The sequence below is a fragment of the Ruegeria sp. HKCCA4812 genome (assembly GCF_013034245.1).
In the GTDB taxonomy this organism is placed as follows: Bacteria; Pseudomonadota; Alphaproteobacteria; order Rhodobacterales; family Rhodobacteraceae; genus Ruegeria.
The window spans coordinates 1,266,284-1,291,846 of sequence record NZ_WQFQ01000001.1 but is presented as its reverse complement, the minus strand read 5'-3'; the positions used below and the strand labels follow the sequence as shown (position 1 = coordinate 1,291,846).

Below are 25,563 nucleotides of genomic sequence, written 5' to 3'. Positions count from 1 at the left end.
TATCAGAACAAAGGCGCCCCGTCAGAGGCGCCTTTGTTCGTTCACATTGGCTGGTTCTCGCATCACGTTGGCGCGAATGCACAAGGCCGGGGCGGTGTGCCTTTCTATATCGGTCTTGTCCACTCATGGGACAGGCCGGGGCGAGGCTTTTCAGGCTGATGACCCCCGGCCAGCTGGCCGAATGGGATGTTCCACTCGGGTCTTGAAGGCGCTGGGCGGCTGACCTGTCCACCGTTTGAAGGCCGTAGAAAAAGCTGCCTGATCGGCATACCCCAGCGCATATGAGATTTCAGACAGAGTCATGCCATTTGTGATGAAAGTCTGGGCCAGATCACATCTTAGATCGTCCACAATATCGCGATAGCTTGTGCCTTCTTCCTTGAGACGTCGACTGAAGGTTCTGAGGCTTATCCCCAGATCAGCCGCCGCATCTTCGGCTTGCAGGATTGCGCCGGGCAGGGATCGGGTGATCAGACCTTCGACACGGGCGCGGGTCTGGTGCTTGGGAGGTGTTTTTTCGGCCAGCAGACGTTCACCGTATTCCAGCAAATGCTCCCGCAGCTTGGGATCATAGGTCGGCACTTTCAATTCCAGCGCAGATAGCGGCAGAATGATCTCAATCTTTTCAGCGCTGAAAACCACCGGGCAGCCTGCCAGCTTTTCGTAGGTTTTGGCGTGGCTTCCAACTTTGTGCTGAAAGCGCATCTCGATCGGGTACAACTTCACCTGCGTGAGGTTTCTCATCCTGGCCAGCGCAGCGAACAACAGGAATTCCGTGCGCCGATGATAGCGGGCAAAGCTGGCGTCTTTCCAATCGGCCTCAAGGGCCGCGAAGTTACCGGCAACACGGAAGCTGAGCCCGATGGCCGGATCGATGATGCCGTGAAAACGGGACAGGTTTTCCATCACCTGCCTCAAATCGCGGGAGTATTTACTGATATACCCCGTCACGGTCGAGGCCGACGTGACCTCGAGCCCAGTGCGTGCCGCAAATGTGATGTCACCAACGGCGTCACAGGCGTGCCGGATGAAAAGGGCCTCTTTATGTGCGCTGTAGACTGCGGCAGGGGGCGCGATATCCTGCTGACGCAGCCCGGCCTGTTTCAATACCCGCTGGGATACTTTGCTGTTGCCGGCGTGGCGATCCAGTGCTTGGATCAAAAAATGTAGTCGGTCGATATCTACATCCATCGTGGTACAACACCTTACGTTCTCAAATACACTAACAGTTTATCAGGGAAATCCCTTTGTTGACTTTGGCTTTGGCAGAAAGGATTTTGCACTTGAGTACTACTTGTTGGCAAGTTCTCGAAAGGTTTTGACCGGAACGCGCATGAAGTGTAGAGCGGGGCTGTCCAAATCAGCTTTGTTGCCGGGTCGGGACCTTTTTGGGGATGAGGTCAGAGCCTCGGAGAAATCACCAATCTCTGCTCAGGGCTCCCCGGCACGCTCTTTTTCCCGCAAGCGACGCGTTGTATTGCGACGCCGGGCTTGGGCCTGCTGATCCGCTGTCAAGGCTGGCTCACACCGGATCACGCTATGTACCAGACGGGCTGAATTGATCGTGAGGCACCCTGTGCACGCGGTGAAGTTCGACTAACCTATTTGGAGGTCACTATTTGGAACAAGCAATCAGGGAAGAAATTACCATGAAACAGTCATACACTTTCGCCGCGTTGGCAGCCTTGGCCTTCAGTGTTCCATTGACAGCAGATGCTGCACGGAACGGATTTCGAACGGAACCCATAAACGCCACTGATTTTGAGGTCATCCCCCGCGGCGACATGCGTACCGAAGGCTATTGGTGCGCGGCCGCAGATTATGCGCGCCGAACCTTGGGATTGGGTTGGACGGACCGGATTTACGTGCTGCGGGGGTACGGGCCCAGTGTCACAACCGGTCGCAGAACAGCGGTTCAGTTTTCGATCAAGCAACCTCAAACGGTTGATGTGCAACCCAGCAGCTTTGTCTCGTTCGGGTTTCAGCCTGGCAACAGTGAATCTGTACAAGGTGCGAATGCACGTTGTAATTATCGACCGTTCTTCAACGACTGACAAACGCGCAGGATAGACACGATGCAGACCGAGTTCGTTTTGCACACCCGTGGACCGGGGCTGTACGAATTCACGTCCGACGTTCTGCAATGGCTTGAACGGGTGGCGAAAGATGGGGTCTTGACCCTGTTCGTTCGCCACACTTCCTGCTCATTGCTGATTCAGGAAAACGCGGACCCCGAAGTTCAAACAGATCTTCAGGCGTTCTTCGAACGGCTGGTTCCATCGTCAGACAACCTTGCCATGTCGTATCTGCGGCACACCTATGAAGGCCCGGACGATATGCCTGCGCATATCAAGGCCGCGCTCCTGCCGGTTTCGCTGACGATCCCGGTGTCGCAGGGGCGGCCCGTACTTGGAACATGGCAAGGGATTTACCTGTTTGAACACCGCACCGCGCCGCATCAAAGGAAGGTTGCGGCGTATCTGGCCTGACCCACTATTTAGCGGTTTGAATTTCCGACTACCCAAACCCTAGCGGCTGCCCTATAGTTGTGGATAAGTAAGCCGCAGCGCTTACAAAAAGTGGCCGAACATGGGACGAGGAGACGGCGGATGCGCTGCCCGTTTTGCGGAAATATCGACACTCAGGTGAAAGATTCACGCCCGGCAGAGGACCATGTGGCAATCCGCCGGCGTCGGTTCTGCCCGGCATGTGGCGGGCGTTTCACGACCTACGAACGTGTGCAACTGCGTGATCTGGTTGTCATAAAAACCAATGGTAAACGCGAAGATTTCGATCGCGACAAGCTGGAGCGTTCGATCCGCATCTCGATGCAGAAACGCCCCGTTGATCCCGAACGGATCGATCAGATGATTTCGGGCATCGTGCGCCGTCTGGAAAGCATGGGCGACACGGATATCCCGTCCAACAAGATCGGTGAGATCGTTATGGAAGCTCTGGCGCGGATCGACACTGTCGCCTATGTTCGCTTTGCGAGTGTGTACAAGAATTTCCAGGCGGCCGATGATTTCGAGGAGTTCGTCCACGAACTGCGCCCGCCGCAGCCTTCGACTGACGAGTGAACGAAACAGATAAGCGATTCATGGCGCTTGCCCTGTCTTTGGGGCGGCGCGGTCAGGGGACGTGCTGGCCGAACCCCGCTGTGGGGTGTGTCATCGTTCGTGATGACCGGATCATCGGGCGGGGCTGGACGCAACCGGGTGGCCGCCCTCATGCCGAGACCGAAGCATTGGCTCAGGCCGGGCAGGGTGCGCGAGGTGCAACCGCCTATGTAACGCTGGAACCCTGTGCCCATCACGGCAAAACGCCGCCCTGCGCCGAGGCCTTGATTGCGGTAGGTGTGTCCCGTGTTGTGGCCGCTGTCGAAGACAGCGATCCGCGCGTGGCCGGGCAGGGTTTTGCCATGTTGCGCGAGGCGGGGATTGACGTCGTAACTGGCGTTCTTGCGCAACAGGCAGAACGGGATCTGGCGGGCTTTTTCCTCAAGACTGAACAAGGCCGGCCTTTTGTGACGCTGAAGATGGCCAGCAGTTTCGACGGGCGCATCGCAACCTCGACAGGGCACAGTCAATGGATCACCGGACCGCAGGCACGTCGTGTGGTCCATGCCATGCGCGCACGTCACGATGCGGTTATGGTCGGGGCAGGGACGGCGCGCGCCGACGACCCCTCGCTGACCGTTCGGGATCTTGGGGTTGAGCATCAACCCGTCCGCGTCGTGGTGTCCCGCCATATGGATATTTCTCTGATGGGGCAGCTGGCGCGCACAGCCTCAAAGATACCTGTCTGGCTGTGCCATGCGCATCACCCGGATGCCGAACGCGCACAGGCGTGGGAGGGATTGGGGGCAAAGCTGATCCCCTGTGCGTTGAAAGATCATCATATCGATGCGGTGGATCTGCTTCAGCAACTGGGTCAGGCCGGTTTGACCAGTGTCTTCTGCGAAGGCGGTGCCGCGCTTGCGGCCTCGCTGCTGGCCGAAGATTTGGTGGATGAGCTGATCGGGTTCACTGCCGGCTTAACCATCGGGGCCGAGGGCCTGGCCGCAGTTGGGACACTAGGTCTGGAAACGCTGGAGGCCGCCCCCAGGTTCGAATTGATCGAGACGCAGGCGGTCGGCGGGGATGTATTGCACCGTTGGCGCAGAGCGTCGGAATAATGTCAACGCCAAAGATGAGCGTGCGTTGCGAACGCGCCCTGAAGCTTTGACAGAAACCGGTTGAACGGACCGGACGGTGCCGAATACCCCAGCGCCAAGCGTTCAACGGCCACTTCGACAGGGCAGGGTTGTCTGGTGATCGGATCGAAATAGCGTGGATAGTCAATCAAGGTGGCGTGCACCAAGCCCATCAGCGACGGCCGTGCACCTCGCCTGACGGGGACGGTATCCAGATCGGTGGTCAGGCCCCATCCCGCATAGAAGGGCGCGCCCAGAGTCGTGACCTTCACCCCGCGCAACAATGCCTCGAACCCCAATAGCGATGTCATTGTCCACACCTCGTCCACCTGCGTCAGCAGCGAGGCGGGGTCAGTCCGGGTCACGACAAGGTCCGCAAGTGACTCTGCGTCTATCTGGCCATCCCGCAACCCGGCTTCGACATCAGGATGCGGTTTGTAGATCAGGATTGCATCGGGGTTGGCCTCGCGCGCCGTTTGCAGCAGGTCCAGATTGCTGCGCACCGTGTTGGTGCCCAGCAGGATCGAGGCGTCATCTTTAACCTGTCCGGGCACCAGAATTCGGTGCCCATGGGGCAGAACCGGCGCGGATTGGCCCGTGTTGTATTTGCTCAAACCATCGGCCAGCAATCTCTCGACAAGCCGTTCAGCGCGCAATTCCTGATCCGGACGCAATGTTGCGCGCTCGCTGATCAGGTTTTCCAACTGGCTGGGCTTTGTGGGGTCATAGTAGATACCGATTTCGTCGGTTACCAGGGATAGGGGCGGAACAAGCGCCGCCCCAAGTCCGCGGGAACGCAAAAAGCCGTCTTCCACACGAACGGCCCCTTCGCTGTCGCGCGCCCGACTGGCCCAGACCATGTGGGGGCGATCTGAGGCATCAGGCTGTGTGGCCGTAAAGCGCAACGTGCTATGCCGCCCGAAAATCTGTTGCATGTGCCTGCGTTTCCACAGACGCATACCGGCAGCCGTCCAACCGAGCCTATCCTGCCGCCATGCGCGGGTCTGCGCCTCCAAAATGTCCAGAACCGTTTCCAGTTCGCAGAGCTGATCGCGAAAGGGGTCGTACCAGGTCGGGTAAAGCAGCATCGCGGCCGCGAACAGTTGCGCGCGCGTCAGGTTGCGCTGTCGGCGTTGGACCGGGAATTCATCCTGCGTCAGGCCCCAGCCGGCATAGAACGGTTGGCCGAAAACGCGCGGTTTGTGACCGGCCAGGATTGCTTCAAAGCTCAGCTGCGAGGACACGGTATAAACCGCAACGGCGCCCTCGAGCAGGGGCCAGGGGCTGATGGGCTTGTCAAACCACGTGACCCGGCCTGACAGGTCCTGATCGGTGAAATGCCCCTGACGATGACCTGCCATCGTTTCGGGATGTGTCTTGATCAGAATGCGCGCGCCTGGGTTTTCCTCCTGCGCGACCACGAGCATTTCAAGAAAACGGGCACGATCGGCGCCGCTTGCCGTGACGGCGGCATCGCCAACCGTCTGATCGATGACCAGTACATAACCGGGGTCAGGTGCGGCAAGATCGGGGTCAAACGCGGAATACTTGCTGAGGTGCAATTCCCTGACCCGCTCCATCGCCGCACGTGCGCGGTTCAGCAGCGCGGTGTCGTCCAAGGGATCACTGTTCAGCAGCTTCTCAAGGTCCGAAGGTTCTGCCGCATCGAAATGCGGGCCTGAACGGTCCAGCAAAAGACCCAAGGGCGGTTCACCGGCGCGCCCCGGGTGCAGAGACCTGAGAAAGGCATCCTCGACCCGCAGAACGGGTGCACGGTGTTTTTCGGCGATGCGCAGACCCCGATACGCGGTCGGGCTGTTGCCCCAAATGCCCACGCAATCGCCATCCTTGGGAAGACCCAGACGAATGTCATATCCGGCAAGCGTCAGAATCCGTCTCAGGCGTTTTTGCGTAAGAAACCCGCCGTTGTAGACGAACAGCCGGGTGCGCTTGGCCCCGGCTGCGCTGTCAGGATCGGGTACCATGCATCAGTTGCCGGTCAGCGTGGCGACGTTTGCGATGGGGGTCAGGCCACCAGCGATCAGCGAGATCGATTTGCTCCACTGTGCATAGGGTGCTTCGGTCACATAAATCGTATCATCGTCGCGGATCACGAAATCCCGCGCGATGAACAGGCCGTTGGGGGCCGTCAGGTTCAGCAGGTAGATCATGCGTTGATCCCCCTTCAGGTCGGCGCGTCCGGTGATGCTGCGCGCGATGTCCTGGCGCTCTTTTCGCAGAATGAAAATGCCGGTTGGATCAGAGGACAGCGTTAGCAGACCACCGACCTGAGCCAAAGCTTCCAAGGCGGTAAGGTCCTGACTGTCAAAGGCCACGCGAGACTGACCCCCGGTCGCGCCGAGAGCTATGTATGATCTGCTGTCTTCTTCCACCAAAATGCGGTCGCCGCCACGCAAAGCGACGTCCAGTTTCGGGTTGCGGAACAGATCTTCGTACCAGACAGTGCCCTTTTGATCCCCTCGGATCAGTGTCACCAGTGCGATATCCGACGCTACTGAGACCCCGCCCGCCTTGGACAGCATGCCAAGCAGGGAACGGGTTGGGCGTTCGATCGGATAGATGCCGGGGGTTGCGACTGTACCCGTCAGCGAGACGGTGGAACCGTCACCCGCAACACGTCGCACTTCGATCTGTGGGTCGGGTGTCTGTTCCCGCAGCTTGTTCGTAATCAAAACGCGAAGCTGTTCGGGCGTGTTGCCTGCGGCCCGAATCCGACCCGCATAGGGGACGAAAATGAAACCATCGCTGTCGACCTGAACTTCGTCCAGAATGGTCGCCGCACCGGTTTCGCCGGACAGCAACCCATCGTCCACGTTTTCCCATATGGTCAAGCCCAGCACGTCACCGGGGCGGACAGTGTCGGCGGTCAAGGCCTGGGCGCTGCTGAACGAGGACGAAAAGCCAAACTGAGGCACGGCGGATGCAAGGCGTGTCACGCGGTCATCGACTTCGACGACAAACGCGTTGCCGCCATTCTGGACTGCGCCCGCCAGAATTTCGGTCTTGTTCGGCCCGGATTTCGGAAGTTGGCAGGCCGCCATCAAGCCGATTGCGGCCACAAGGGAAACCCCCCGCATCCATCGCTTAGGAGAGAATTGCACTGCCGGATATCCTCAGTCTTTTGTTGTTGCGGGAAGATTAGCCGGTAAGCAGCACAACTTCCAGTCACAGAGCGCCCGAATTACTCGACGATTTTCAACTGTGGCGTCGGTGCCTCGTTCTTGTTCAGAAGGGCCTGATAAGGGTCACTGCTGCTGAGCATCATGTCCACGGCGCGGCGCAGCAACTGCCGCCTGCCGCGCCGGGAATAAAACCCGCCCGGAACCTGGCTGGTTTCCAGCAGGAATTGCCGGTAACAGCGATAGGCGTCGACATCCGGCGCGTCTGGTTCAGCAAAAAATGCGGCGATCGACTGCTGTGATACGAAGTCGGTCTTGTCATAAACCGAACGTCCGAAAATACGCAGCGGAATACCCCGCCACAAGACCTGCTGCCCCGCAGTGGAATTCACGGTGACGGCCGAGTTCGCCTCATCCAGCAAACCTGCCAGTTTTCCGCCGGGGACATAGTGAACACGGTTCTGCACCCCGTGTTTCCTGGCAATCTCCATGGCGCGAAGGTGCAATGGTTCACGGTGGTTTTCCAAAGGGTGCTCTTTTACAACCAGCCTGTGATGCGCCGGTGCGCCTTGCGCGAATCCTGCGATGACCAGTTCCAGAAAATCGGACATGCAGGAGAATTCGGAATGGGCCTGAACCGAACTGTCATGCCCCAGTTGCAGCAACACGAGGTGATAGGGGAAGCCCCCCCATCTGACGCGCGCCGTGGCAATGCTGCGTTGCAGGCGATGAACAGGCATCAGCATCAGGCGTTTGAAATACAACCGGAATTCCTGTGAAACCGACAGATCACGATGAGGCCGGAAATTACGGTATCCCTTGTTCAGGAACATGACGAACCAATGATAGAGGGCGCCGTAGAATATGTGTTGCCGCATATCCCCCCAATGCGATGGTGGCGGGGGCGTTTTGCCGTCCGCCCGGGCCAGAGCCTGCCGCATCTGGTCGACATTCAGTGACATCAGGCGCGAGTGCCCGTTTGACCCGTCCCGCTCGTACGTAACCCACCAAGGCCGCAGGTAGCCTTCTTCGAAAACGTGAATTGTCAGCCCTTGAGACTTCGCAATCTCAACTGCGCGGGCGTGGACCGGTCTCGTGTCGCCATAAAGTACGATATCCGTGACGCCCTTGTCGGCAATCAGTCTGTTCAATGTCTCGGGCCAATCGTCGGGCTTGTTCCGGAACGCGATGAATCTTGCCTTGTCGAACCAGAACGCCTGATCCCCCGCATTGAACCCAACCCGCCAGACCTGTGCCCCCGTGGCGCGCAACATCTGCCCGAGTGTTGAGAAAAACGGCCCGTGAGGTCCCTGAAGAAACAGGAAGACCCGTTTGTCTGAGCCTGAAGGCATTTGCGGCATCTGGACTGCTCTTTTAGTATTTGTTGCCGAAACTATGCCCGTTTGGGCCTTGTACGGCAAGGCGGGGCTTGCCCGCGCGGCCCATTGGGCTTACCTCGACGGTGAATAGCAGGCACAGGTTAGGAACTGAGGGTTAACGGAATGTTCACAGGGATCGTCACCGACATCGGCACCGTCACCGAGCTGGAACAGCAGGGGGATCTGCGCGCCCGGATCAAGACGGCCTATGACACGGCCGGTATCGATATCGGAGCCTCGATTGCCAGTGATGGTGTGTGCCTGACGGTGATCGCGCTGGGCGACGATTGGTATGATGTTCAGATCAGCGCCGAGACGGTTTCGAAGACCAATCTTGACACCTGGGCCGTCGGAAAACGCGTCAATCTGGAGCGAGCGCTGAAAGTCGGTGATGAACTGGGCGGTCACATCGTTTCGGGTCATGTGGATGACGTGGCCGACGTGGTCGCGGTCGAAGATGAAGGCGACAGCACACGTGTCACCTTGCGCGCACCGAAGGAACTGGCCCGGTTCATAGCGCCCAAAGGGTCGGTTGCGCTGAACGGGACATCGCTGACGGTCAATGACGTGAATGATTGCGAGTTTGGCATCAATTTCATCCCTCACACCAAGGAAGTCACGACCTGGGGCGATGTGGGTGTGGGCGATCGCGTCAATCTTGAGATCGATACGTTGGCCCGGTACGTCGCGCGTCTGGCCGAGATGTCCTGATACGTCGCGTCGGAAAGTACCTGCGCCGTTTGTGGACTGGTCTTTGCGCCCTCAGTGGTCTATTCCGCCGAGCAAACCTGCCATGTGAAAGGCTGCACCATGAGCTTTGAAACCCCCGGACCGGTCGAGGCCCAGTTGCGTGACGCGATCAGCCCGATCGAAGAAATCATCGAAGAGGCGCGCGCCGGCCGGATGTACATTCTGGTCGATCACGAAGATCGCGAGAACGAAGGCGATCTGGTGATCCCGGCCGAGTTTGCGGATGCCGAGGCGATCAACTTCATGGCCACCCACGGGCGCGGCCTGATCTGTTTGCCGATGACGGCGGAACGGATAGATGCGCTGGGCTTGCCGATGATGGCCGTGAACAACTCATCCCGCCACGAGACGGCCTTTACGGTTTCGATTGAGGCGCGCGAAGGTGTCAGCACCGGGATTTCAGCCGCCGACCGGGCGCTGACCGTGGCGACCGCGATCAACGAACAGAACACGATGGCGCATATCGCCACCCCGGGCCATGTCTTCCCGTTGCGGGCAAAGCGGGGCGGGGTGCTGGTGCGCGCAGGCCATACCGAGGCCGCCGTGGATATCTCGCGTCTTGCCGGGCTGAACCCGTCAGGCGTGATCTGCGAGATCATGAATGAAGACGGAACCATGGCGCGCCTGCCGGATCTGGTCGAGTTCGCCAAAAAGCACAACATGAAAATCGGCACGATCAGCGACCTGATCAGCTATCGGGCGCGCAATGACAATCTGGTTGTCGAGACTTCTCGTCAAACAGTCACCTCGGAATACGGCGGTGAGTGGGAAATGCGGATTTTCACCGATCAGACCCACGGCATTGAACATGTTGTCATGATCAAAGGTGACATCACCACGCCCGAGCCCGTTCTGACGCGCACGCACGCCCTGCACGAAGCGCCGGATATCCTGGGGCTTGGTCCGAAATCATCGCGCGAGTTGCCGCGCGCGATGGAAAAGATCGCCGAAGAGGGCCGCGGCGTGGTCTGCCTGTTCCGCCAGCCGCGCAACTCGTTGTATGCGGTCGAAGATGAAGGCCCGCGCACCATCAAGCAAACCGGTCTGGGGGCGCAGATCCTGTCGAAGATGGGCATTCAGGAACTCGTACTGCTGACCGACTCGCCGGAAACCGTGTATCTGGGCCTCGATGCCTTTGGGCTGTCGATTGTGGGGACCCGCTCAATTCTCAAGGATGACTGATCGTGGCTGAACAAGACAAACACGGCGTGCTGCCGACACCGACATTCGACAAGCCGGTGAAACTGCTGATCGTTGTGGCGCCGTTCTATCGCGCCATCGCCGACAATCTGGTTGCAGGCGCAGAGGCCGAGATCGAAGCGGCAGGTGGCACATGCGAAGTCGTTGAGGTGCCCGGTGCGCTGGAAATCCCCACGGCCATTGCAATGGCTGATCGCCAGTGCAACTTCGATGGCTATGTCGCGCTGGGCTGCGTCATTCGCGGTGAGACCACGCATTACGAAACTGTCTGTAACGACTCCAGCCGTGCGATCCAGTTGATGGGCCTTCAGGGGCTGTGTATCGGCAACGGTATCCTAACCGTCGAAAATGACGACCAGGCCGAAGTCCGCGCAAATCCCGAAAAGATGAATAAAGGTGGCGGAGCCGCTGCTGCGGCCTTGCATCTGATCGCACTCAGCCGTAAGTGGGGCTCTTCCAAAAAGGGCGTCGGATTCAAGCCGCCGTCCGAGTCCATCCTTGTGGCGGGCGACAGCAACGGACCCACGACAGCATGACCCAGACAGACGCGCCGAAGCCGGCCAATCAGAAACGACTTATGAAGTCTGCCGCGCGGCTCTATGCCGTGCAGGCCCTGTTCCAGATGGAACAGTCGGGCCAGACGACCGAGCAGGTGGTCGACGAGTTTCTGGACCACCGGTTCGGCGCGGTCTACGAGGGCGACGAGATGCTCGAGGGCGACAGCACGCTGTTCCGCAAGCTGGTGGATGACGCCGTGAACTATCAGGCGCCGATCGACCAGATGACCGACCGCGCGCTGGTGGCGAAATGGCCGATCGCGCGCATCGACCCGACCCTGCGCGCGCTGTTTCGCGCGGCGGGTGCGGAACTGACCCAAAGCGACACACCGCCCAAGGTGGTGATCACCGAGTTTGTCGATGTGGCGCGTGCCTTTTTTTCAGAAGGTAAAGAACCAAAATTCGTCAATGCCGTGCTGGATCACATGGCGCGCGAGGCCCAGCCCGAGGCGTTCTGACACGTTTACCTGAACCAGACATGCGCTAGCATTGTTGTCGAAGCGCAAGGAGGTTCGCCATGCCCAAACTGATCCGCCTGTATATCACGCAAGTCGCCTGGGGTTTTGTCATTTCGGCAGTGTTTGTCGGGGTGCTCTTGGCGCTGAACGTCGCGAACCTTCGGCATCTGATCACCGGGTCGGAAATCGGCCTGATCGCGTTGGTGATGATCTGGTTCATGAACGGCATCGTCTTTGCCGGCGTTCAGTTCGCGTACAAGATCATGAGCATGGCGGAAAAGCCGCAGGGGCCGCGTCGGGGAACACCGGTCGCACACAGTTTTGAGCCGGCAACCGTGAAACAGGAAGCCCACGCAGGGCGCTGATATTTCAGGGAAAGTGCGGCGGGACCACCAGTCAACCGTGCGGTTTGATTCCCGAGGACCTGTATGTACAGGTGGGCGCCGGGTAATCAGGCCAGGACCTGAACAGAGCCAGCCCCCTCGGAATTGCTTAAGGCCACCAGAATGCTACCTGTCACAAGAAGGGCAGAACCCGCCACGCGCTTAAGTAGGGTGTCTGACGGGTTCGCGCAAGAGGTCAGGCGTCAACAGTTTCGTGCAATGCCACACGCAACTTGCCGAAATGTTCATCCCATCCTTTGTCCAGGGCCAGGATCAGATCAAATGCTGCGACGCCTTGCGGCAATCCTTCGTGCACAAGCTCAAGACGTGTGCCGCCCGAGACCGGCTCCAATGTCCATTTGACCACGCTGACAGCGTCTCCCATCGGTTTGACGGTGAAGGTGTGTTCAAGATATTTTGGGGGGCGGGCGACACGGACCTCTCCCCAGATCAGCAAGTCGCCGCTTGTCGTGCCGAACATCTCAAGCTTCTGACCTTCTGCCAGTGTTCTTTCAGGTTTGTGGAACCATTCCGCCAAATGCTCAGGTTCCGTCAGATATGCCCAAACGGTTTCCGGTTCCGCCCTGAGGAAAATCGATTTCTTCAATACGGCATCAGTCATTTTGTTTCCTTTCAATGGCTTCCTTGAGAGAGTTGAGGCGATCGTCCCAGAACTGGTCAAAATAGCTGAGCCAGTCGAGCACCGGGGCCATACCCTGTGGTTCAAGTCGATTGATGCGTTCCCGGCCGCGCGCTTCGACTGTGATCAACCCACCGTCGGACAGAATCGTCAGGTGTTTTTTGACCGCAGCGCGGGTCATGTCGAACCGGTCCGTCAACTGCCCGATCGTCATGTCCTGTGACGAGAGCAGTCGCACGATGTTCCGGCGTGTGGGATCGGCCAGCGCGCGAAACGCGTTTTGAGTTTGGTTCTCCATAAGCAACCCCAGAAATAGTACCTTTTGGCGTCATATTAAAGTAATACCAAAAGGTACTATGTCAAGACGCAAAGGCACTTTACTTTTGTTCGCTAATTGTTCACATTTTCAGCTATGACTTTGGATCTGCAACCTGGACAGAGACTGGCACGTGGCGTCGCGCGGCATCTTGCGGCCCATGGCTTTGTTTCTGTGGAGGAATTCGTACCTGCGCGCGGGTTGCGCGTTGACGTGATGGGGCTGGGGCCAAAGGGTGAGTTGTGGGTGATTGAGTGCAAATCCAGCCGTGCCGATTATCAGTCGGATTCGAAATGGCAGGGCTATTTGGAATGGTGTGACCGCTTTTTTTGGGCCGTCGATACAGAATTCCCGACCGATCTGTTGCCTGATGAAACAGGCCTGATCATCGCCGATGCCTATGATGCGGAAATCGTGCGCATGGCGCCCGAGGACAAAATCGCACCGGCGCGGCGCAAGAAGATGATCCAGAAATTTGCAACGGATGCCGCGCGCCGTTTGCACGCGCTTCGGGATCCCAGGCTGTAAGGTCAACCTTTGACGGCAAGGGCGGCTTGTACCGCAGCACGAATTTCGTCGGCGATTTCTTCTGCTTCTTCCGGGTCAAAATCCATCGGTATTTCGATGCCGTCAGCTTCGATGAACAGGCGGACCATACCCTGATCGGTCGGACCGATTTGCAGGTTTGCCTGAATGTCGCGTTCGGTATTGATGCCCATCTGTGCCTCCGAGACTGAGCGTTCCTGCTAGCGCGCACGGGGTTGAGAATCAAGTCACCTTTGCGGTCAGATAAGATATGGAAGACGCCGTTCTCAGACCCTTTCACCTCGATGACGCCGCGTGGCTGGTTGAACAGCACGGTCTGCTTTATGCGCGCGACGAAGGGTTTGATGACAGCTTTGCGCCCCTGGTGGCCAGCATCCTTGACGACTTCATGGCCAACAGTGACCCCGAGCTTGAAAGAGGCTGGATCGCCGAGCAGGACGGGCAGCGTCTGGGCAGTATTTTCTGCGTTGCTGTTGACCGGAATACCGCCAAGTTGCGGCTGTTTCTGCTTGTCCCGAAAGCACGAGGGCTGGGGCTGGGAAAGCGCCTGTTGCAAGCATGCACTGCCTTCGCACGCGGGGCAGGATACAAAGAAATGGTTCTGTGGACGCACGAAAGCCATACCGCCGCCTGCGCACTTTACAAGGCGTCCGGCTGGGAATTGACAGATAGCAAAGCGGTGCATTCCTTCGGTGTCGATCTTGTCGAACAAAGCTGGAAATTTCGGCTTTAATGCTCTTGCATTCCGCGGGCGTGTTCGGTACATCGCCCCTCACGAGTGCCGCCTTAGCTCAGTTGGTTAGAGCGCTGGATTGTGGATCCAGAGGTCCCCTGTTCAAGCCAGGGAGGCGGTACCACTTCTCCCCTTTTGAATGTGCTGTAAAGCGTGCGGGCGCGCGGTGATTGGCGTTGATTTGATTTGGTGTCCAGACGTGACTGGCGCGCTGAAACTCAGCGCGCCAGGTTCAGTTTGAACCGCATCTTGGCCCGTTTTGCGACCGGCAGGTGCCGGTTCAGGCGTTTATTGATCAGGCCAAAGCCCCCGACAATCACCAGCGTCAGCAGGATGAAATAGAACGCCAGTATCGGGTATGGGATGAACGGGTTGAACGTCTTGTCCGCAAAGTAACTGGCGTAATACAGGGCGTCTCCGCGTTGCTGCCATGCCGGGAAGGCTGAAAAGAAGACCAGCGTTGTTGCGTGGAAAAGAAAGATCGCTTCGTTTGTGTAGGCAGGCCAGGCAAGCCGCAACATGGTGGGCCAGACGATCCGGCGAAAACGGGCCCAGCCTGACATGCCATAGGCATCTGCGGCTTCGATATCGCCCTTGGGAATGGACCTTAGCGCTCCGTAAAAGATCTCGCCTGAATAGGCGGCAGTGTTGAGGAACAGCACGATCAGCGCCCCCAGCCAGGCCGAGGTGAAGGCGTCGAACATCGGGTTGGATTTCTTCAGCGACAGGAACAGGAAATAGGCGAAGAAAAACTGGATAAACAAGGGCGAGCCGCGAAACAGGAAAATGAACCATTCCGAAGGCTTGCGAAGCCATTTGTTTGCTGACGCCTTGCCGACGGCCAGGGCCGTGGCCAGAAAGAATCCGGTCGCCAGCGCCATGATCCCGAAATAGACATTCCAGATCATCCCCGACCCGATCAGCGTGAACTGTTCGCACAGGGTGAAGTCACTTTTGGGCAGTAGCCGCTCGCCGATACCCAGGGACCGCAGGCCGTAATCTTGAATCGTCTGCAAGCAGCTCATGCCGTGGTCTCCTTGCGCAGAAGCTCGCCGCCGGACGTGGCCTGCCCGTGGGACAGTTTCCGCATCAGCTTTTCAAGCCCAAGTTCAGATACGCGCGTCATGCCGAGGTAGAAGACAAGCAGGAACAGGAAGTACCACATGCGCCAGTCGCCATGCGGATACTGAGTGAACTTGGACGTCTTGGTGCCGCCAAGTTCGCGGGCCCAATAAACGATGTCTTCGATCCCCAGCAGGAACAGCAGCGGAGTGGCCTTGATGAGAACCATCCAAAGATTCGACAGGCCGGGCAGGGCATAGACCCACATCTGCGGCACAAGGATGCGCCAGAAGGTCTGGCGACGGGACATGCCATATGCTTCGGCGGTTTCAAGCTGCGCGTGGGGCACGGCGCGCATTCCACCAAACAAAACGTTTGCCGCAAACGCCCCGAAAACAATTGAGAAGGTAACGACGGCCAGGAAAAAGCCGTAGGTTTCATGCACCCATTCCGGTGCGGTCCCCAATGGCAGCTTGGCCGCCTGACAGACGATAAAGTCATTTCCCTGCCGGATCGGGTCGGTCCATTCGGGGCACAATATCTTGTGCCGCGTCCATTCGAATGCCTGATCCAAGGCTATCACGAAAAACAGGAAGAAAGCGATGTCCGGAACACCACGCACGATGGCAATATACCCTTTGCCCAGCCAGCTCAGCGGCGGGAAATGTGATCGGGCGGCCATTGCGCCAACAAAACCAAACGCCAATGCGACCGGCGCGGTCACCGCCAGCAATCCCAACACCTTGAGGAACGACAGGTAGAAGGACCAGTGCACGCCGTTGGTCAGGTAGCAGGAGAACCAGCGGAACGTTCCAAGCGTGTCAGGGTCAGCGCAATAGGAAAACATGAAGCGTCTTTCGAGCGTCGTACCCGGTTATTCCACCGGGCAGGGTTCGGCGCGATGGACGCGCCGAACCGCGTGATACGGATTAGTTTGTAACGACCGAACCGTCAGCGTTGTAGGTCGGAACGCCTTCGCCGAACCACTTGATGATCAGTTCGTTCAACGAACCGTCCGCTTTCATTGAGGTGATCGCCTCGTCGAACTTTCCGCGCAGTTCGCCATCCGATTCACGGATGCCCAGCCCGATGCCACCGCCCAGCGGAACGTCATCACCCACGAAGACCAGCTCTCCGGCGGATTCCTCAACGATCGGCACCAGGAAGTCCTTGTCGGCAAACACGGCATCGGCTTCACCGTTGCGGACGGCTGCGATGGTTTCTTCCGGAGTTGCAAACTCGACCAGAGTCGCGCCCGACTCGGCTACGTGGCCTGCCTGAATGGTGGCGGTCTGTGCGGCAACGACGCCGGTGGTGACATCAACATCCGCAGACGCACCGACATAGGCCGAGGCCGCAGGCGGGAAGTAGTTCTGGGTGAAGTCGATGACTTCGTCACGTTCGTCGGTGATCGACATGCCCGCGATGATGGTGTCGTAGTTGCCCGAGACCAGGTTCGGAATGATCGAATCCCAGTCGTTCTTGACCCATTCACATTCCAGGTTTGCACGCTTGCACAGTTCGTCGCCGACTTCACGCTCAAAGCCGTCGATTTCGCCCGCATCATTGATGAAGTTGTACGGAGGGTAGGCGCCCTCGGTTCCCATGCGGACCGTGTCGGCCATGGCGATACCGGCGGTCAGCGCCAGTGCGGCAGTGGACAGAATCAGATTTTTCATTGGTTGCTCCCCAGTTTGGTTCTGTTTTTGAAGTTAAGCCGCCTGAGTGGCGGAGAGAAAACCCCGAAGCCGTTCGGATTCAGGAGATGTGAAGATATCTTCGGGCGTGCCTTCTTCCTCGATCAGGCCCTGGTGCAGGAACACCACGTGGCTTGAAATGTCGGCGGCCATTTTCATGTCATGCGTCACGATGATCATGGTACGCCCTTCGGCGGCCAAGTCCTTGATCACCTTGATCACTTCCTGTTCCAGTTCAGGGTCCAAAGCCGAAGTCGGTTCATCAAACAGCAGGGCTTCGGGTTCCATGCACAGGCCGCGGGCGATGGCGGCGCGCTGTTGCTGCCCGCCGGACAATTGCGCCGGATAGGCGTCGCATTTGTCGCCGATGCCAACCTTATCCAGATACTTGCGCGCGCTCTCTTCCACCTCGGCCCTGTCGCGCCCCAGAACGGTCACGGGGGCTTCCATCACATTTTGCAGGATGGTCATATGCGCCCAAAGATTGAACTGTTGAAACACCATCGACAGGTTGGTGCGTATGCGCAGAACCTGTTTGGAGTCGGCGGGGCGGCGCCCGTGGCTTTCCCCGGACCATTTCACAGGCTCACCCTTGAAAAGGATTTCTCCTTGCTGGCTGTCTTCCAGAAGATTGCAGCATCGCAGAAGCGTCGACTTGCCGGACCCGGACGACCCAATCAGTGATACCACGTCACCGCGATGTGCCGTGATATCGACCCCCTTCAACACTTCAAGATTTCCGAAGCTTTTGTGAAGGTCTTTGATTTCGATAACGGGTGCAGTTTCTGTCACGGGCAGTCCAGTGGTTGGTGGTGTTGGTCCGGTACTAGGACCGAAAAAAAAGGTCAATGCAATGTGCAAATGACAGAATCAAGCGGAGAAACACCCAAATTGGCCAAAATCAGTCGACAAATTGGGCAGTCGTTGATCCGCCGTCTTTGGGGGGCGCCGGAGTGGGGACAGCCAAGTAGTGCGCCGCGGGAATATCGATCAACCCGCGTATATGCAGCAATCGTTGATCGTCGTCGCAAAGCTGGTCAATCGCGGCCCGAACAGCGCCTGCAACGACCTGCGGATTCTGACCCATCGATGTGATGTAGGGCAGGGTCGGAGTCGGAGTCGTTCTTGCCAGTTCGCGCAGTTTGGTCCCCAAATTGCTATGTTGTTGCAGCATCAGCCACGTCAGCATGTCCAGTGCGGCAAAGTCCGCTTTGCCATCTGCGACGGCTTGGGCAGACAGCGCATGCCCGCCGGTTTCCAACAGTCCGGCGGGGTGCAGGTTTGCTTGGGTCATATGTGTGATCGGGGCTGCCCAGCCGGATTGGGACAGGCTCTCATTATACGCGAACACGCCTGTGCTCAGCCCCGCCAGATCCCGATCGTCGTCAAGGCGTGCCACAAAGACCGAGCAATAATACCCGGGTGGACATCCGGGCAGGCCGTAGTCCGGGGTGCCAACCAGTTGCACGTGACTATGCAATCGGGTTCGAAACGGCATGCCACAGGTTTGTGCCAGAATCAGTTTTGGGTCCCGCCAGACCGTCCACACGTCTTTGTCGCGGGTAAGGTGTTCCGGGCCTGATCCAAGTTGGGCGCGAATCAGGTTCCAGAACCTGTCATTGGCGGCTTGCAGGGCAGGCATGTCATACATGCCCAGCATGGCAATCACGATTTTGCAGCCTTTTGCCGTGCCAAAGCGGAATCCACGTCACTTACGCCTAGAAGACTGACCACCAGACGCAGCAGCGAATCTTCCTCGCTTGTGCGGTGCCCATCGGCCAACGCCACGGACCACAGTGCCTGAACGACCGCAAGCCGATCTTCGTAGGCAACCGCCTCTTTGATGGCTCGGGTAAAGCGGACGGTGTCCGGGGCCTCGGCCTCAAGATCTTCTGCGCGGGCACGCAGGGCGGCGCATTCGAACGGGGACAGGCCATAGCGTTGCGCCGAAATTCGGTCGATACGGGCCATTTCGGTATCGGAATAGTCATTGTCTGACCGTGCCAGACGCACCAGCAGGGCCGTCAGGGCCAGGCGGGCGTCATCGTCGACAAGAGGATCGGGCTGAGGCTGCGTGAGCCTGGAAAGAAATTCACTGAACATGCGTTAGATATAGCGAGCGACTAACTCACATCCAAGCGGCTTTGAACGCGTTCACGCGCAGCCTTGCTGTCGTTAAAGCTCAACCCCATGGCAACGCGGGCTTCCTCGACGATTTTCACCTCGCCTTCGTCGGTGTTTCCATCTGCCAGAACAACTTCCCACAGCGCATCCAGAGCGGCCAGGCGTTCCTTCAGATCCGTGGTTTCGCGGATCAGCTTGCCGAAGGTATCGGTATCCGGCGCTGCCGCGTGAAGCTTTTCGCATGTGGCGCGCACCTTGGCTGCTTCGATCGCGTTGTGCTGGTAAAGACGGGCCAGGATTTTGTCGATCAGGCGGATCTCTTCCAGCTTGTAGTCCCGATCAGCCTGCGCCACGCGCACCATGAGCGCCCCCAGAGCAAGTTCGGCATCCGGGTCCGGAAGATGTTCATGCTGGGGCGGTCTGAGCGCCTGAAGGAACTTTTTCAACATGGCAAAAGATTATTCCATATTTTGTGGTGCGCCAAGCGTAGTCTACCCGTCATAGCCTTGAATGATCACAAGATCGCCCATCGATACCGGGGCGCGCAGTGCTTTGGCTTTCTGGTATGCTTCGCTTTCGTAACAGGCAAGCGCATCCTCATAGCTGGGAAATTCGATCACAACGGTCCGGGCGCGCGCTGCGCCTTCCTTAACTTCACGCTTTCCTCCGCGCGTCAGAAAGCGCGCACCATAAGCTGCAAAGGGCTCCGCATTTGCAGCAATGTAGGTCTTGTACGTGTCCATGTCGTCCACATCGACATGTGCAACCCAATAGCCTTTCATCAGGCTTGCCTCCTGTCCGATTTCAAAAGCAGGGTGATGAGAAGTGGCGGCAATTGCAATCCCACAACTTCAGGGTGAACAGTTGCGGTAGTGAATAGCGGCTTGCGCCTGATCTGTTAACCACTTGATCATCTGGCGATAAGGAACCGGACCATAGCTGACGCGCGCAACCCCCAGTTCAGCCAGACGCGGTGTGCCAGGAGTGCCGGGCAGGGCGATGATGTTGACCGGCAGATTCGTACGCTCGCACAGACGGCTGATCATCGCCTCGTCTTTCAGCCCCGGAGCAAAAAAACCGCTGGCGCCCGCAGCCTCATAGGCCGAAGCACGGGCAATGGCGTCGTTCAGCATGGCCTCATCATGTGTTTCTGCCGGGGCTTTCAGGAAAATGTCGGTTCTTGCGTTGACATAGGCAGGTATGCCCGCGTCTTCGCAGGCCGCGCGCATGGCTTCGACGCGTTTGGCCTGAACAGTTGTATCGTACAGCCCGTCACCGCCGATGATCTGATCTTCGAAGTTGAAACCAACCACGCCGCAATACAGCGCACGCTTGACGTTTTGTGCAATGCCCAGTGGATCTTCGGCATATGCCCCTTCGAAATCCAGTGTCACCGGAAGATCAACCGCTGCAACGATGCGGCGCGCATTGTCCAATGCGGTCTCAAGCGGGATGTTCTGACCGTCGCCAAAACCCTGTGCCATGGCAACAGGTGCACTGCCAGTTGCAATGGCTTGCGCGCCTGCATCCCGCACCGCGCCGGCACTGCCAGCATCCCAGATGTTGAACAGAATGACGGGGTCGCCCTTTTTGTGAAGGCTGGCAAAGGTCTTCGCGCGTTGGGATTGATCGCTCATCGGGGCTCTCCTGTCGTGGTGTGATCAACAGTTAACCCCATGAGGGCAGACCGAGTAGAGGTTTTTTGCTCGGCAGCGTCACATTGAAGTGACGGAAACCGCACGGCCCGGTCCATTGCAAGATGGTCCGGGCCATGCTGGTGCATGGGTAAGCGGCGGTGCGTGCCTCAGGCTTCTTCTGCGGCGCCGGATACGAATTTTGCGCTGAAGTTGGCCTCACCCAAACGCTTCAACAGGTTCAGCTGAGTGTCCAGCCAGTCCTTGTGGCCTTCTTCTTCCAGCAAGATGCGTTCGAACAGGGTCCTTGACCCGACATCGCCGACCTCGGCGGCCTGCAACGCGGCCTTGGTATAGAAGTCGACCGCCTCGGTTTCATCTTTCAGGTCCGCGGCAAACATGTCTTCCAGAGACCCCGCGGCGACTGGGCTTTTCTGAAACGCAAGCTCGGGCACGCCGCCAAGGAACAGGATACGCTCGATGAACGCGTCGGAGTGACCCAATTCTTCCTGCATTTCAGCGCGCATTTTTTCGGCAAGGATGTCCAGCCCCCAGTCCTCCAGCACATGGGCATGCAGCTGGTACTGGTGCGCCGCCGTCAGCTCCATATGAAGCGCTTGCTGGAGGTTGGTAATCGTTGTTGCGTTGCTCATCGGAAATCTCCTGAAACTCTGAACGGCATTGAACCTGCGAAGCAGAAATTCTGCTTGCACATACAGTTAAGAGATCAGCCCGCACAAAACAACGCGGGGTGACAGTCCGACACAGCCCAGGGTCAGACCAGGCGCGAGGTGTCTTTCGCAGCGCGCACGAAATCGCGGAACAGGGGATGCGGATCGAACGGTTTGGACTTCAGTTCCGGGTGGTACTGCACGCCGATGAACCATGGGTGATCCGACCATTCCACGATCTCGGGCAGGCGTCCGTCCGGCGACATGCCCGAGAAGTTGAGCCCGGCCTTTTCAAGCTGCTCACGGTACTTGATGTCCACTTCATAACGGTGACGGTGGCGCTCTTCGATCTGCGTGCCGCCATAAACTTCAGCGACTTTCGATCCCTCTGCCAGCACCGCATTGTAAGCACCCAGACGCATGGTGCCGCCCTTGTCGTCGCCGACCTTGCGTTCGACCTTGTGATTGCCCTGCACCCATTCCTTCAGATGGTACACGACAGGTTCAAAACGTTTCTTCCCGGCTTCGTGGTCGAATTCTTCCGAACCAGCTTCCTTGATGCCAGCCGCATTTCGGGCGGCCTCGATCACGGCCATCTGCATCCCAAGGCAGATGCCCAAATAGGGGACTTTGTGCTCGCGCGCATATTGCGCGGCCTTGATTTTGCCCTCTGTGCCACGTTCGCCAAAGCCTCCGGGGACGAGGATCGCGTGGAAACCTTCAAGATAGGGTGCGACGTCTTCGTTGTCGAACACCTCGGCGTCAACCCATTCGACCTTGACCTTGACCCGGTTGGCCATGCCGCCATGGGTCAGCGCCTCGGCAATCGATTTATAGGCGTCTTCAAGCTGCGTATACTTGCCTACGATGGCGACCTTCACTTCACCCTCGGCGTTGTGGATGCGGTCGCTGACGTCTTCCCATTTTGCCAGATCAGGTTTGGGCGCAGGGCTGATCTGGAACGCGTCCAGAACGGCCTGATCCAGACCTTCGCGGTGATAGGCCAGCGGCGCGTCATAGATGGTGCTCAGGTCCTGCGCTGCGATCACACTGTCGGGGCGCACGTTGCAGAACAGGGCCAGTTTCTCGCGCTCTTTGGTCGGGATCGGCCCTTCCGAGCGGCAAACCAGAATATCGGGCGCCAGACCGATCGAGCGCAGTTCCTTCACCGAGTGCTGAGTCGGTTTGGTTTTCAGCTCGCCCGAGGCCTTGATGTAAGGCAGCAGCGTCAGGTGCATGAAAATGCACTGCCCGCGCGGCTTGTCCTGGCTGAACTGGCGGATCGCCTCGAAAAACGGTAGACCCTCGATATCGCCCACGGTGCCACCAATTTCGCACAGCATGAAATCAACCTCATCCTCGCCGATGGCGATGAAATCCTTGATCTCGTTGGTGACGTGCGGGATCACCTGAATGGTCTTGCCCAGATAATCCCCGCGGCGTTCCTTTTCGAGCACGTTGGAATAGATCCGCCCCGAACTGACCGAGTCGGTCTTGCGCGCGGCCACGCCGGTGAACCGTTCGTAATGGCCCAGGTCCAGATCGGTTTCGGCCCCATCATCGGTGACGAACACTTCGCCGTGCTCAAACGGCGACATCGTCCCCGGATCCACGTTCAGATAGGGGTCCAGCTTGCGCAGCCGTACCGAGTATCCCCGGGCCTGCAACAAGGCGCCCAACGCCGCCGAAGCCAGTCCTTTGCCCAAGGACGAAACCACACCACCAGTGATGAATATAAAACGCGCCATAGTTTTTCGGCTGCTCCCGTGAGACGTCATTATCAGCTGCCCGACGGTTTCGAAAAACCGCTGCATCACGGGACTTCACGTATAAAGGATTCGCGCCAAAAGCGCAAGAGAACCGCAAGATGCTGTTGCAGTCCTCTTCCATGTTTCTAGGTTTTGTAGGTCAGTCGGCCTGCGGGATCAGTGGCGCGTTGTCGCCCTGTGCAGGCGGCAGAAGGTCATCCGCCGACGGAATTGCCGGAGTACTTTCTTCGCTTGAAGCCGGAGCCGGCACGCCCAAACGGTCGATCACCGAGCTGCCCGAAGATTTCTGCGCCGCCAGAATGGTCAGCGTGATCGAGGTCACTATGAAGCAAGCGGCAAGGATCCAGGTCAGTTTGCCCAAAGCCGTCGCCGCTGCACGGCCTGTCATGGCTCCGCCACCACCGCCACCCATGCCAAGGCCACCGCCTTCGGACCGCTGCATCAGAACAACGGCAATCAAGCCTAGGGCCAAGAGAAGGTGGATGATGAGAACGACGTTTTCCATGGTGTTCCTGTACAGCGTGGCGTGTATCGCGTGGTATCTATGCAAGTTTGCCAGCGGGGGCAAGTCACGAGTTCGCATCACCGCACGTGATACGTCATATCACGTCAAAGGGACTGGACAGAACGCCGATGCGTGACGCAGGCTGCGGCCCATGCCTCATGACGACCACGACCACCCGCACGCCCTTTTGCCGACCGAACCCGCGCTGCGCGTCAAAGCGCTGGAAACGATTCTGACCCGCAAGGGCCTGATCGACCCGGCGGCTCTGGACGAAATCATAGACACCTATCAGAACAAGATTGGCCCGCAGAACGGTGCGCGGGTGGTTGTCAAAGCCTGGAGCGACCCAGCTTTTAAGGCCGCTCTGCTGGAAGACGCCACCTCGATGGTCGCGGATCTTGGTTATTATGGTCGCCAGGGTGAACACATGGTTGTTGTCGAGAACACGCCAACCCGGCACAACATAGTCGTCTGCACCTTGTGCAGCTGCTATCCTTGGCCGTTGCTGGGTATCCCGCCGGGCTGGTACAAATCTGATGCCTACCGTGCCCGAGCGGTACGTGAACCCCGCAAGGTACTGGCCGAATTCGGCCTCACCCTGCCTGAAGACACTTCGGTGCGGGTGTGGGATTCGACGGCCGAGGTTCGCTATCTCGTTCTGCCGATGCGTCCCGATGGAACTGATGGGATGGATGAGGAGGCGCTTGCCGCACTTGTGACACGTGACAGCATGATCGGCACGGGCCTGCCGAAGGCCCCTTCATGACCCGCGTTCACGATATGGGCGGCCGCTTTGGAGATGGTCCGATAAATCCCGAGGCCGAGGACGCGCCGGTTTTCGCCGAAGACTGGCACGCGCGGGCGCTTGCGGTGACACTTGCATCCGGCTTTCTGGGGCAGTGGAATATCGACGTATCCCGCCACGCAAGGGAACGGTTGTTGCCGAAGGACTACGCCCGGTTTTCATACTACGAGAAATGGATTTCGGGCCTGGCTGACCTGTTGGTTGAACGCGGCGTTCTTTCTCTGGATGACCTGCGCAGCGGCGTAGAGGATGGGCCGCATCCGTTAGCGGAACGGATGCTCAAGGCGGACGCCGTGTCAGCCGCCCTGGCCAAAGGTGGACCAGCGGACAGACCTTCGAACGTGGCGGTGCAGTTTTCTGTCGGTCAACAGGTGGTCACGACCCGTCCGGCGGGAAATCGCATTGTGGATGGCGGGCACACACGGCTGCCGAATTATGCGTCTGGTGCCAGGGGTCGAATACTGCGCCTGCACGGAACCCATGTCCTGCCCGATTCCAATGCTCATGGGCTGGGCGAAGCGCCCGAACCGGTCTATGCCGTGGTCTTCCCCGCTTCGGAACTTTGGACCAGCCCGGAGCATCCGGATGACGAAGTGGTTCTGGATCTCTGGCAAAGCTATCTGGAACCGGCATGAGCGGCTGCAATGAACATTCAGCCCCAGAACCGGTGTTTGCCGAACCCTGGCACGCTCAGGTTTTTGCCGTCACCGTTGCCCTGAACGAGGCGGGGCGGTTCGATTGGTCCGATTGGGCGGCACGGTTCTCGGGCACGTTGAAACGCCACGGGCTCGCGCGAGAGCTGGACGGCGGCGACGACTATTTCCGTGCATGGCTGGAAACGCTCGAGGGGTTGCTGGCCGAGCAGGGCGTCGCGCCGCCACAGGAGGTAAAAGGCCTACATGAGTCCTGGGAAGAGGCTTATCTGACGACACCTCATGGGCAACCGGTGCATCTGCGTTGATGTCGGGCAGGGGGCTCTGCCCCCGCCGCTCGTTCCGT

At 58.5% G+C, this 25,563-nt stretch carries 33 protein-coding genes and 1 tRNA gene; 15 read left to right on the top strand and 19 right to left on the bottom strand.

Translation table 11 applies throughout. The features are described 5' to 3' along the window. Nucleotides 1-150 precede the first annotated feature (150 nt). Nucleotides 151-1,191, bottom strand: coding sequence for an AraC family transcriptional regulator (locus tag GOW04_RS06475; RefSeq protein ID WP_171231898.1), 1,041 nt, complete (start codon nucleotides 1,189-1,191; stop codon nucleotides 151-153). A 458-nt stretch (nucleotides 1,192-1,649) separates the two neighbouring features. On the opposite strand from GOW04_RS06475, the gene GOW04_RS06470 reads away from it, so the two are divergent. From GOW04_RS06470 to ribD, 4 genes are all read left to right on the top strand, one after another. Continuing rightward, a complete protein-coding gene (locus GOW04_RS06470) occupies nucleotides 1,650-2,054 on the top strand; it encodes a hypothetical protein (protein ID WP_152457548.1) in 405 nt (134 codons plus the stop codon). A 21-nt stretch (nucleotides 2,055-2,075) separates the two neighbouring features. Then, nucleotides 2,076-2,489, top strand: a complete 414-nt coding sequence (locus tag GOW04_RS06465) for a secondary thiamine-phosphate synthase enzyme YjbQ (protein ID WP_171231897.1) — start codon at nucleotides 2,076-2,078, stop codon at nucleotides 2,487-2,489. Between the two features lie 120 nt (nucleotides 2,490-2,609). Continuing rightward, complete coding sequence (nrdR, locus tag GOW04_RS06460; protein WP_117869416.1) at nucleotides 2,610-3,080, top strand: transcriptional regulator NrdR; 471 nt, start codon at nucleotides 2,610-2,612, stop codon at nucleotides 3,078-3,080. After that, nucleotides 3,077-4,177, top strand: coding sequence for a bifunctional diaminohydroxyphosphoribosylaminopyrimidine deaminase/5-amino-6-(5-phosphoribosylamino)uracil reductase RibD (gene ribD, locus GOW04_RS06455; protein WP_171231896.1), 1,101 nt, complete (start codon nucleotides 3,077-3,079; stop codon nucleotides 4,175-4,177). The genes nrdR and ribD overlap by 4 nt, the downstream gene beginning before the upstream one ends. Nucleotides 4,178-4,179: 2 nt before the next feature. On the opposite strand, the gene GOW04_RS06450 is transcribed toward ribD, so the two are convergent. From GOW04_RS06450 to GOW04_RS06440, 3 genes are all read right to left on the bottom strand, one after another. Next, the gene (locus GOW04_RS06450; protein WP_171231895.1) at nucleotides 4,180-6,180 is read right to left on the bottom strand and encodes a capsular polysaccharide biosynthesis protein; all 2,001 of its coding nucleotides are present in this window, start codon (nucleotides 6,178-6,180) and stop codon (nucleotides 4,180-4,182) included. Nucleotides 6,181-6,183: 3 nt separating this feature from the next. Further along, entirely contained in the window at nucleotides 6,184-7,293 is a 1,110-nt protein-coding gene (locus GOW04_RS06445) for a polysaccharide biosynthesis/export family protein (RefSeq protein ID WP_171170542.1), read from the bottom strand. Nucleotides 7,294-7,397: 104 nt separating this feature from the next. Beyond that, nucleotides 7,398-8,687 carry a capsule biosynthesis protein gene (locus tag GOW04_RS06440; RefSeq protein ID WP_371814358.1) on the bottom strand — a complete coding sequence of 430 codons (1,290 nt, stop codon included), beginning with the start codon at nucleotides 8,685-8,687 and terminating at the stop codon, nucleotides 7,398-7,400. Nucleotides 8,688-8,837: 150 nt separating this feature from the next. Between GOW04_RS06440 and GOW04_RS06435 the strand changes: the two genes are divergently transcribed. The 5 genes from GOW04_RS06435 (at nucleotide 8,838) to GOW04_RS06415 (ending at nucleotide 12,044) form a co-directional block, all read left to right on the top strand. Continuing rightward, complete coding sequence (locus tag GOW04_RS06435) at nucleotides 8,838-9,425, top strand: riboflavin synthase (RefSeq protein WP_171228475.1); 588 nt, start codon at nucleotides 8,838-8,840, stop codon at nucleotides 9,423-9,425. A 99-nt stretch (nucleotides 9,426-9,524) separates the two neighbouring features. Beyond that, on the top strand, nucleotides 9,525-10,646 hold the full coding sequence (gene ribB / locus GOW04_RS06430; RefSeq protein WP_171231893.1) for a 3,4-dihydroxy-2-butanone-4-phosphate synthase: 1,122 nt from the start codon (nucleotides 9,525-9,527) through the stop codon (nucleotides 10,644-10,646). Between the two features lie 2 nt (nucleotides 10,647-10,648). Next, nucleotides 10,649-11,200 (top strand): 6,7-dimethyl-8-ribityllumazine synthase, encoded by a 552-nt coding sequence (locus GOW04_RS06425; RefSeq protein ID WP_171231892.1) that lies wholly within the window; start codon nucleotides 10,649-10,651, stop codon nucleotides 11,198-11,200. Further along, nucleotides 11,197-11,679 (top strand): transcription antitermination factor NusB, encoded by a 483-nt coding sequence (gene nusB, locus GOW04_RS06420; protein ID WP_171231891.1) that lies wholly within the window; start codon nucleotides 11,197-11,199, stop codon nucleotides 11,677-11,679. The genes GOW04_RS06425 and nusB overlap by 4 nt, the downstream gene beginning before the upstream one ends. 59 nt (nucleotides 11,680-11,738) lie before the next feature. Further along, a complete protein-coding gene (locus GOW04_RS06415) occupies nucleotides 11,739-12,044 on the top strand; it encodes a hypothetical protein (RefSeq protein WP_171170548.1) in 306 nt (101 codons plus the stop codon). Between the two features lie 214 nt (nucleotides 12,045-12,258). Here GOW04_RS06415 and GOW04_RS06410 read toward each other — a convergent pair whose 3' ends face one another. Further along, the gene (locus GOW04_RS06410; RefSeq protein ID WP_171170550.1) at nucleotides 12,259-12,684 is read right to left on the bottom strand and encodes an SRPBCC domain-containing protein; all 426 of its coding nucleotides are present in this window, start codon (nucleotides 12,682-12,684) and stop codon (nucleotides 12,259-12,261) included. Next, nucleotides 12,677-13,000, bottom strand: a complete 324-nt coding sequence (locus tag GOW04_RS06405; RefSeq protein ID WP_152457560.1) for a helix-turn-helix transcriptional regulator — start codon at nucleotides 12,998-13,000, stop codon at nucleotides 12,677-12,679. Before GOW04_RS06405 ends, GOW04_RS06410 begins: the two co-directional genes overlap by 8 nt. A 114-nt stretch (nucleotides 13,001-13,114) precedes the next feature. On the opposite strand from GOW04_RS06405, the gene GOW04_RS06400 reads away from it, so the two are divergent. Next, nucleotides 13,115-13,546 carry an MmcB family DNA repair protein gene (locus tag GOW04_RS06400; protein WP_152457561.1) on the top strand — a complete coding sequence of 144 codons (432 nt, stop codon included), beginning with the start codon at nucleotides 13,115-13,117 and terminating at the stop codon, nucleotides 13,544-13,546. 2 nt (nucleotides 13,547-13,548) lie between these two features. On the opposite strand, the gene GOW04_RS06395 is transcribed toward GOW04_RS06400, so the two are convergent. After that, complete coding sequence (locus GOW04_RS06395; RefSeq protein ID WP_152457562.1) at nucleotides 13,549-13,737, bottom strand: DUF6324 family protein; 189 nt, start codon at nucleotides 13,735-13,737, stop codon at nucleotides 13,549-13,551. Between the two features lie 77 nt (nucleotides 13,738-13,814). On the opposite strand from GOW04_RS06395, the gene GOW04_RS06390 reads away from it, so the two are divergent. Next, a complete protein-coding gene (locus GOW04_RS06390) occupies nucleotides 13,815-14,297 on the top strand; it encodes a GNAT family N-acetyltransferase (protein ID WP_171231890.1) in 483 nt (160 codons plus the stop codon). A gap of 47 nt (nucleotides 14,298-14,344) precedes the next feature. After that, nucleotides 14,345-14,421, top strand: a tRNA-His gene (locus GOW04_RS06385). A gap of 94 nt (nucleotides 14,422-14,515) precedes the next feature. Here the strand turns inward: GOW04_RS06385 and GOW04_RS06380 are convergent. The 12 genes from GOW04_RS06380 to secG all read right to left on the bottom strand — a co-directional run bounded on the left by GOW04_RS06380 (nucleotide 14,516) and on the right by secG (nucleotide 23,759). Beyond that, the gene (locus GOW04_RS06380) at nucleotides 14,516-15,322 is read right to left on the bottom strand and encodes an ABC transporter permease (protein ID WP_152457564.1); all 807 of its coding nucleotides are present in this window, start codon (nucleotides 15,320-15,322) and stop codon (nucleotides 14,516-14,518) included. Next, on the bottom strand, nucleotides 15,319-16,206 hold the full coding sequence (locus GOW04_RS06375; RefSeq protein ID WP_171170555.1) for an ABC transporter permease: 888 nt from the start codon (nucleotides 16,204-16,206) through the stop codon (nucleotides 15,319-15,321). Before GOW04_RS06375 ends, GOW04_RS06380 begins: the two co-directional genes overlap by 4 nt. Before the next feature lie 82 nt (nucleotides 16,207-16,288). Beyond that, complete coding sequence (locus tag GOW04_RS06370; protein WP_171170557.1) at nucleotides 16,289-17,038, bottom strand: transporter substrate-binding domain-containing protein; 750 nt, start codon at nucleotides 17,036-17,038, stop codon at nucleotides 16,289-16,291. Between the two features lie 33 nt (nucleotides 17,039-17,071). Continuing rightward, complete coding sequence (locus GOW04_RS06365) at nucleotides 17,072-17,848, bottom strand: ABC transporter ATP-binding protein (protein ID WP_152457567.1); 777 nt, start codon at nucleotides 17,846-17,848, stop codon at nucleotides 17,072-17,074. A gap of 109 nt (nucleotides 17,849-17,957) precedes the next feature. Further along, nucleotides 17,958-18,716 (bottom strand): phosphate/phosphite/phosphonate ABC transporter substrate-binding protein, encoded by a 759-nt coding sequence (locus GOW04_RS06360; protein ID WP_174830218.1) that lies wholly within the window; start codon nucleotides 18,714-18,716, stop codon nucleotides 17,958-17,960. A gap of 5 nt (nucleotides 18,717-18,721) precedes the next feature. After that, nucleotides 18,722-19,159: a TerB family tellurite resistance protein gene (locus GOW04_RS06355; protein ID WP_152457569.1), complete on the bottom strand. Its 438-nt coding sequence runs from the start codon at nucleotides 19,157-19,159 to the stop codon at nucleotides 18,722-18,724. 20 nt (nucleotides 19,160-19,179) lie between these two features. Beyond that, a complete protein-coding gene (locus GOW04_RS06350; RefSeq protein ID WP_152457570.1) occupies nucleotides 19,180-19,629 on the bottom strand; it encodes a TerB family tellurite resistance protein in 450 nt (149 codons plus the stop codon). A gap of 42 nt (nucleotides 19,630-19,671) precedes the next feature. Continuing rightward, nucleotides 19,672-19,965: a DUF1330 domain-containing protein gene (locus tag GOW04_RS06345; RefSeq protein ID WP_152457571.1), complete on the bottom strand. Its 294-nt coding sequence runs from the start codon at nucleotides 19,963-19,965 to the stop codon at nucleotides 19,672-19,674. Nucleotides 19,966-20,031: 66 nt separating this feature from the next. Then, a complete protein-coding gene (locus GOW04_RS06340; RefSeq protein WP_171231888.1) occupies nucleotides 20,032-20,817 on the bottom strand; it encodes an isocitrate lyase/phosphoenolpyruvate mutase family protein in 786 nt (261 codons plus the stop codon). 167 nt (nucleotides 20,818-20,984) lie between these two features. Further along, a complete protein-coding gene (locus GOW04_RS06335) occupies nucleotides 20,985-21,467 on the bottom strand; it encodes a bacterioferritin (RefSeq protein WP_152457573.1) in 483 nt (160 codons plus the stop codon). A gap of 122 nt (nucleotides 21,468-21,589) precedes the next feature. Further along, nucleotides 21,590-23,233, bottom strand: coding sequence for a CTP synthase (locus GOW04_RS06330; protein WP_152457574.1), 1,644 nt, complete (start codon nucleotides 23,231-23,233; stop codon nucleotides 21,590-21,592). Between the two features lie 160 nt (nucleotides 23,234-23,393). After that, nucleotides 23,394-23,759, bottom strand: a complete 366-nt coding sequence (gene secG / locus GOW04_RS06325; protein WP_152457575.1) for a preprotein translocase subunit SecG — start codon at nucleotides 23,757-23,759, stop codon at nucleotides 23,394-23,396. A gap of 151 nt (nucleotides 23,760-23,910) precedes the next feature. On the opposite strand from secG, the gene nthA reads away from it, so the two are divergent. From nthA to GOW04_RS06310, 3 genes are read left to right on the top strand one after another with little or no spacing between them, the layout of a single operon-like run. Continuing rightward, the gene (nthA, locus tag GOW04_RS06320) at nucleotides 23,911-24,525 is read left to right on the top strand and encodes a nitrile hydratase subunit alpha (protein WP_171231887.1); all 615 of its coding nucleotides are present in this window, start codon (nucleotides 23,911-23,913) and stop codon (nucleotides 24,523-24,525) included. Continuing rightward, nucleotides 24,522-25,199, top strand: coding sequence for a nitrile hydratase subunit beta (gene nthB, locus GOW04_RS06315; RefSeq protein ID WP_171231886.1), 678 nt, complete (start codon nucleotides 24,522-24,524; stop codon nucleotides 25,197-25,199). Before nthA ends, nthB begins: the two co-directional genes overlap by 4 nt. After that, complete coding sequence (locus GOW04_RS06310) at nucleotides 25,196-25,525, top strand: nitrile hydratase accessory protein (protein WP_171231885.1); 330 nt, start codon at nucleotides 25,196-25,198, stop codon at nucleotides 25,523-25,525. Before nthB ends, GOW04_RS06310 begins: the two co-directional genes overlap by 4 nt. The last annotated feature ends 38 nt before the right edge of the window (nucleotides 25,526-25,563 follow it).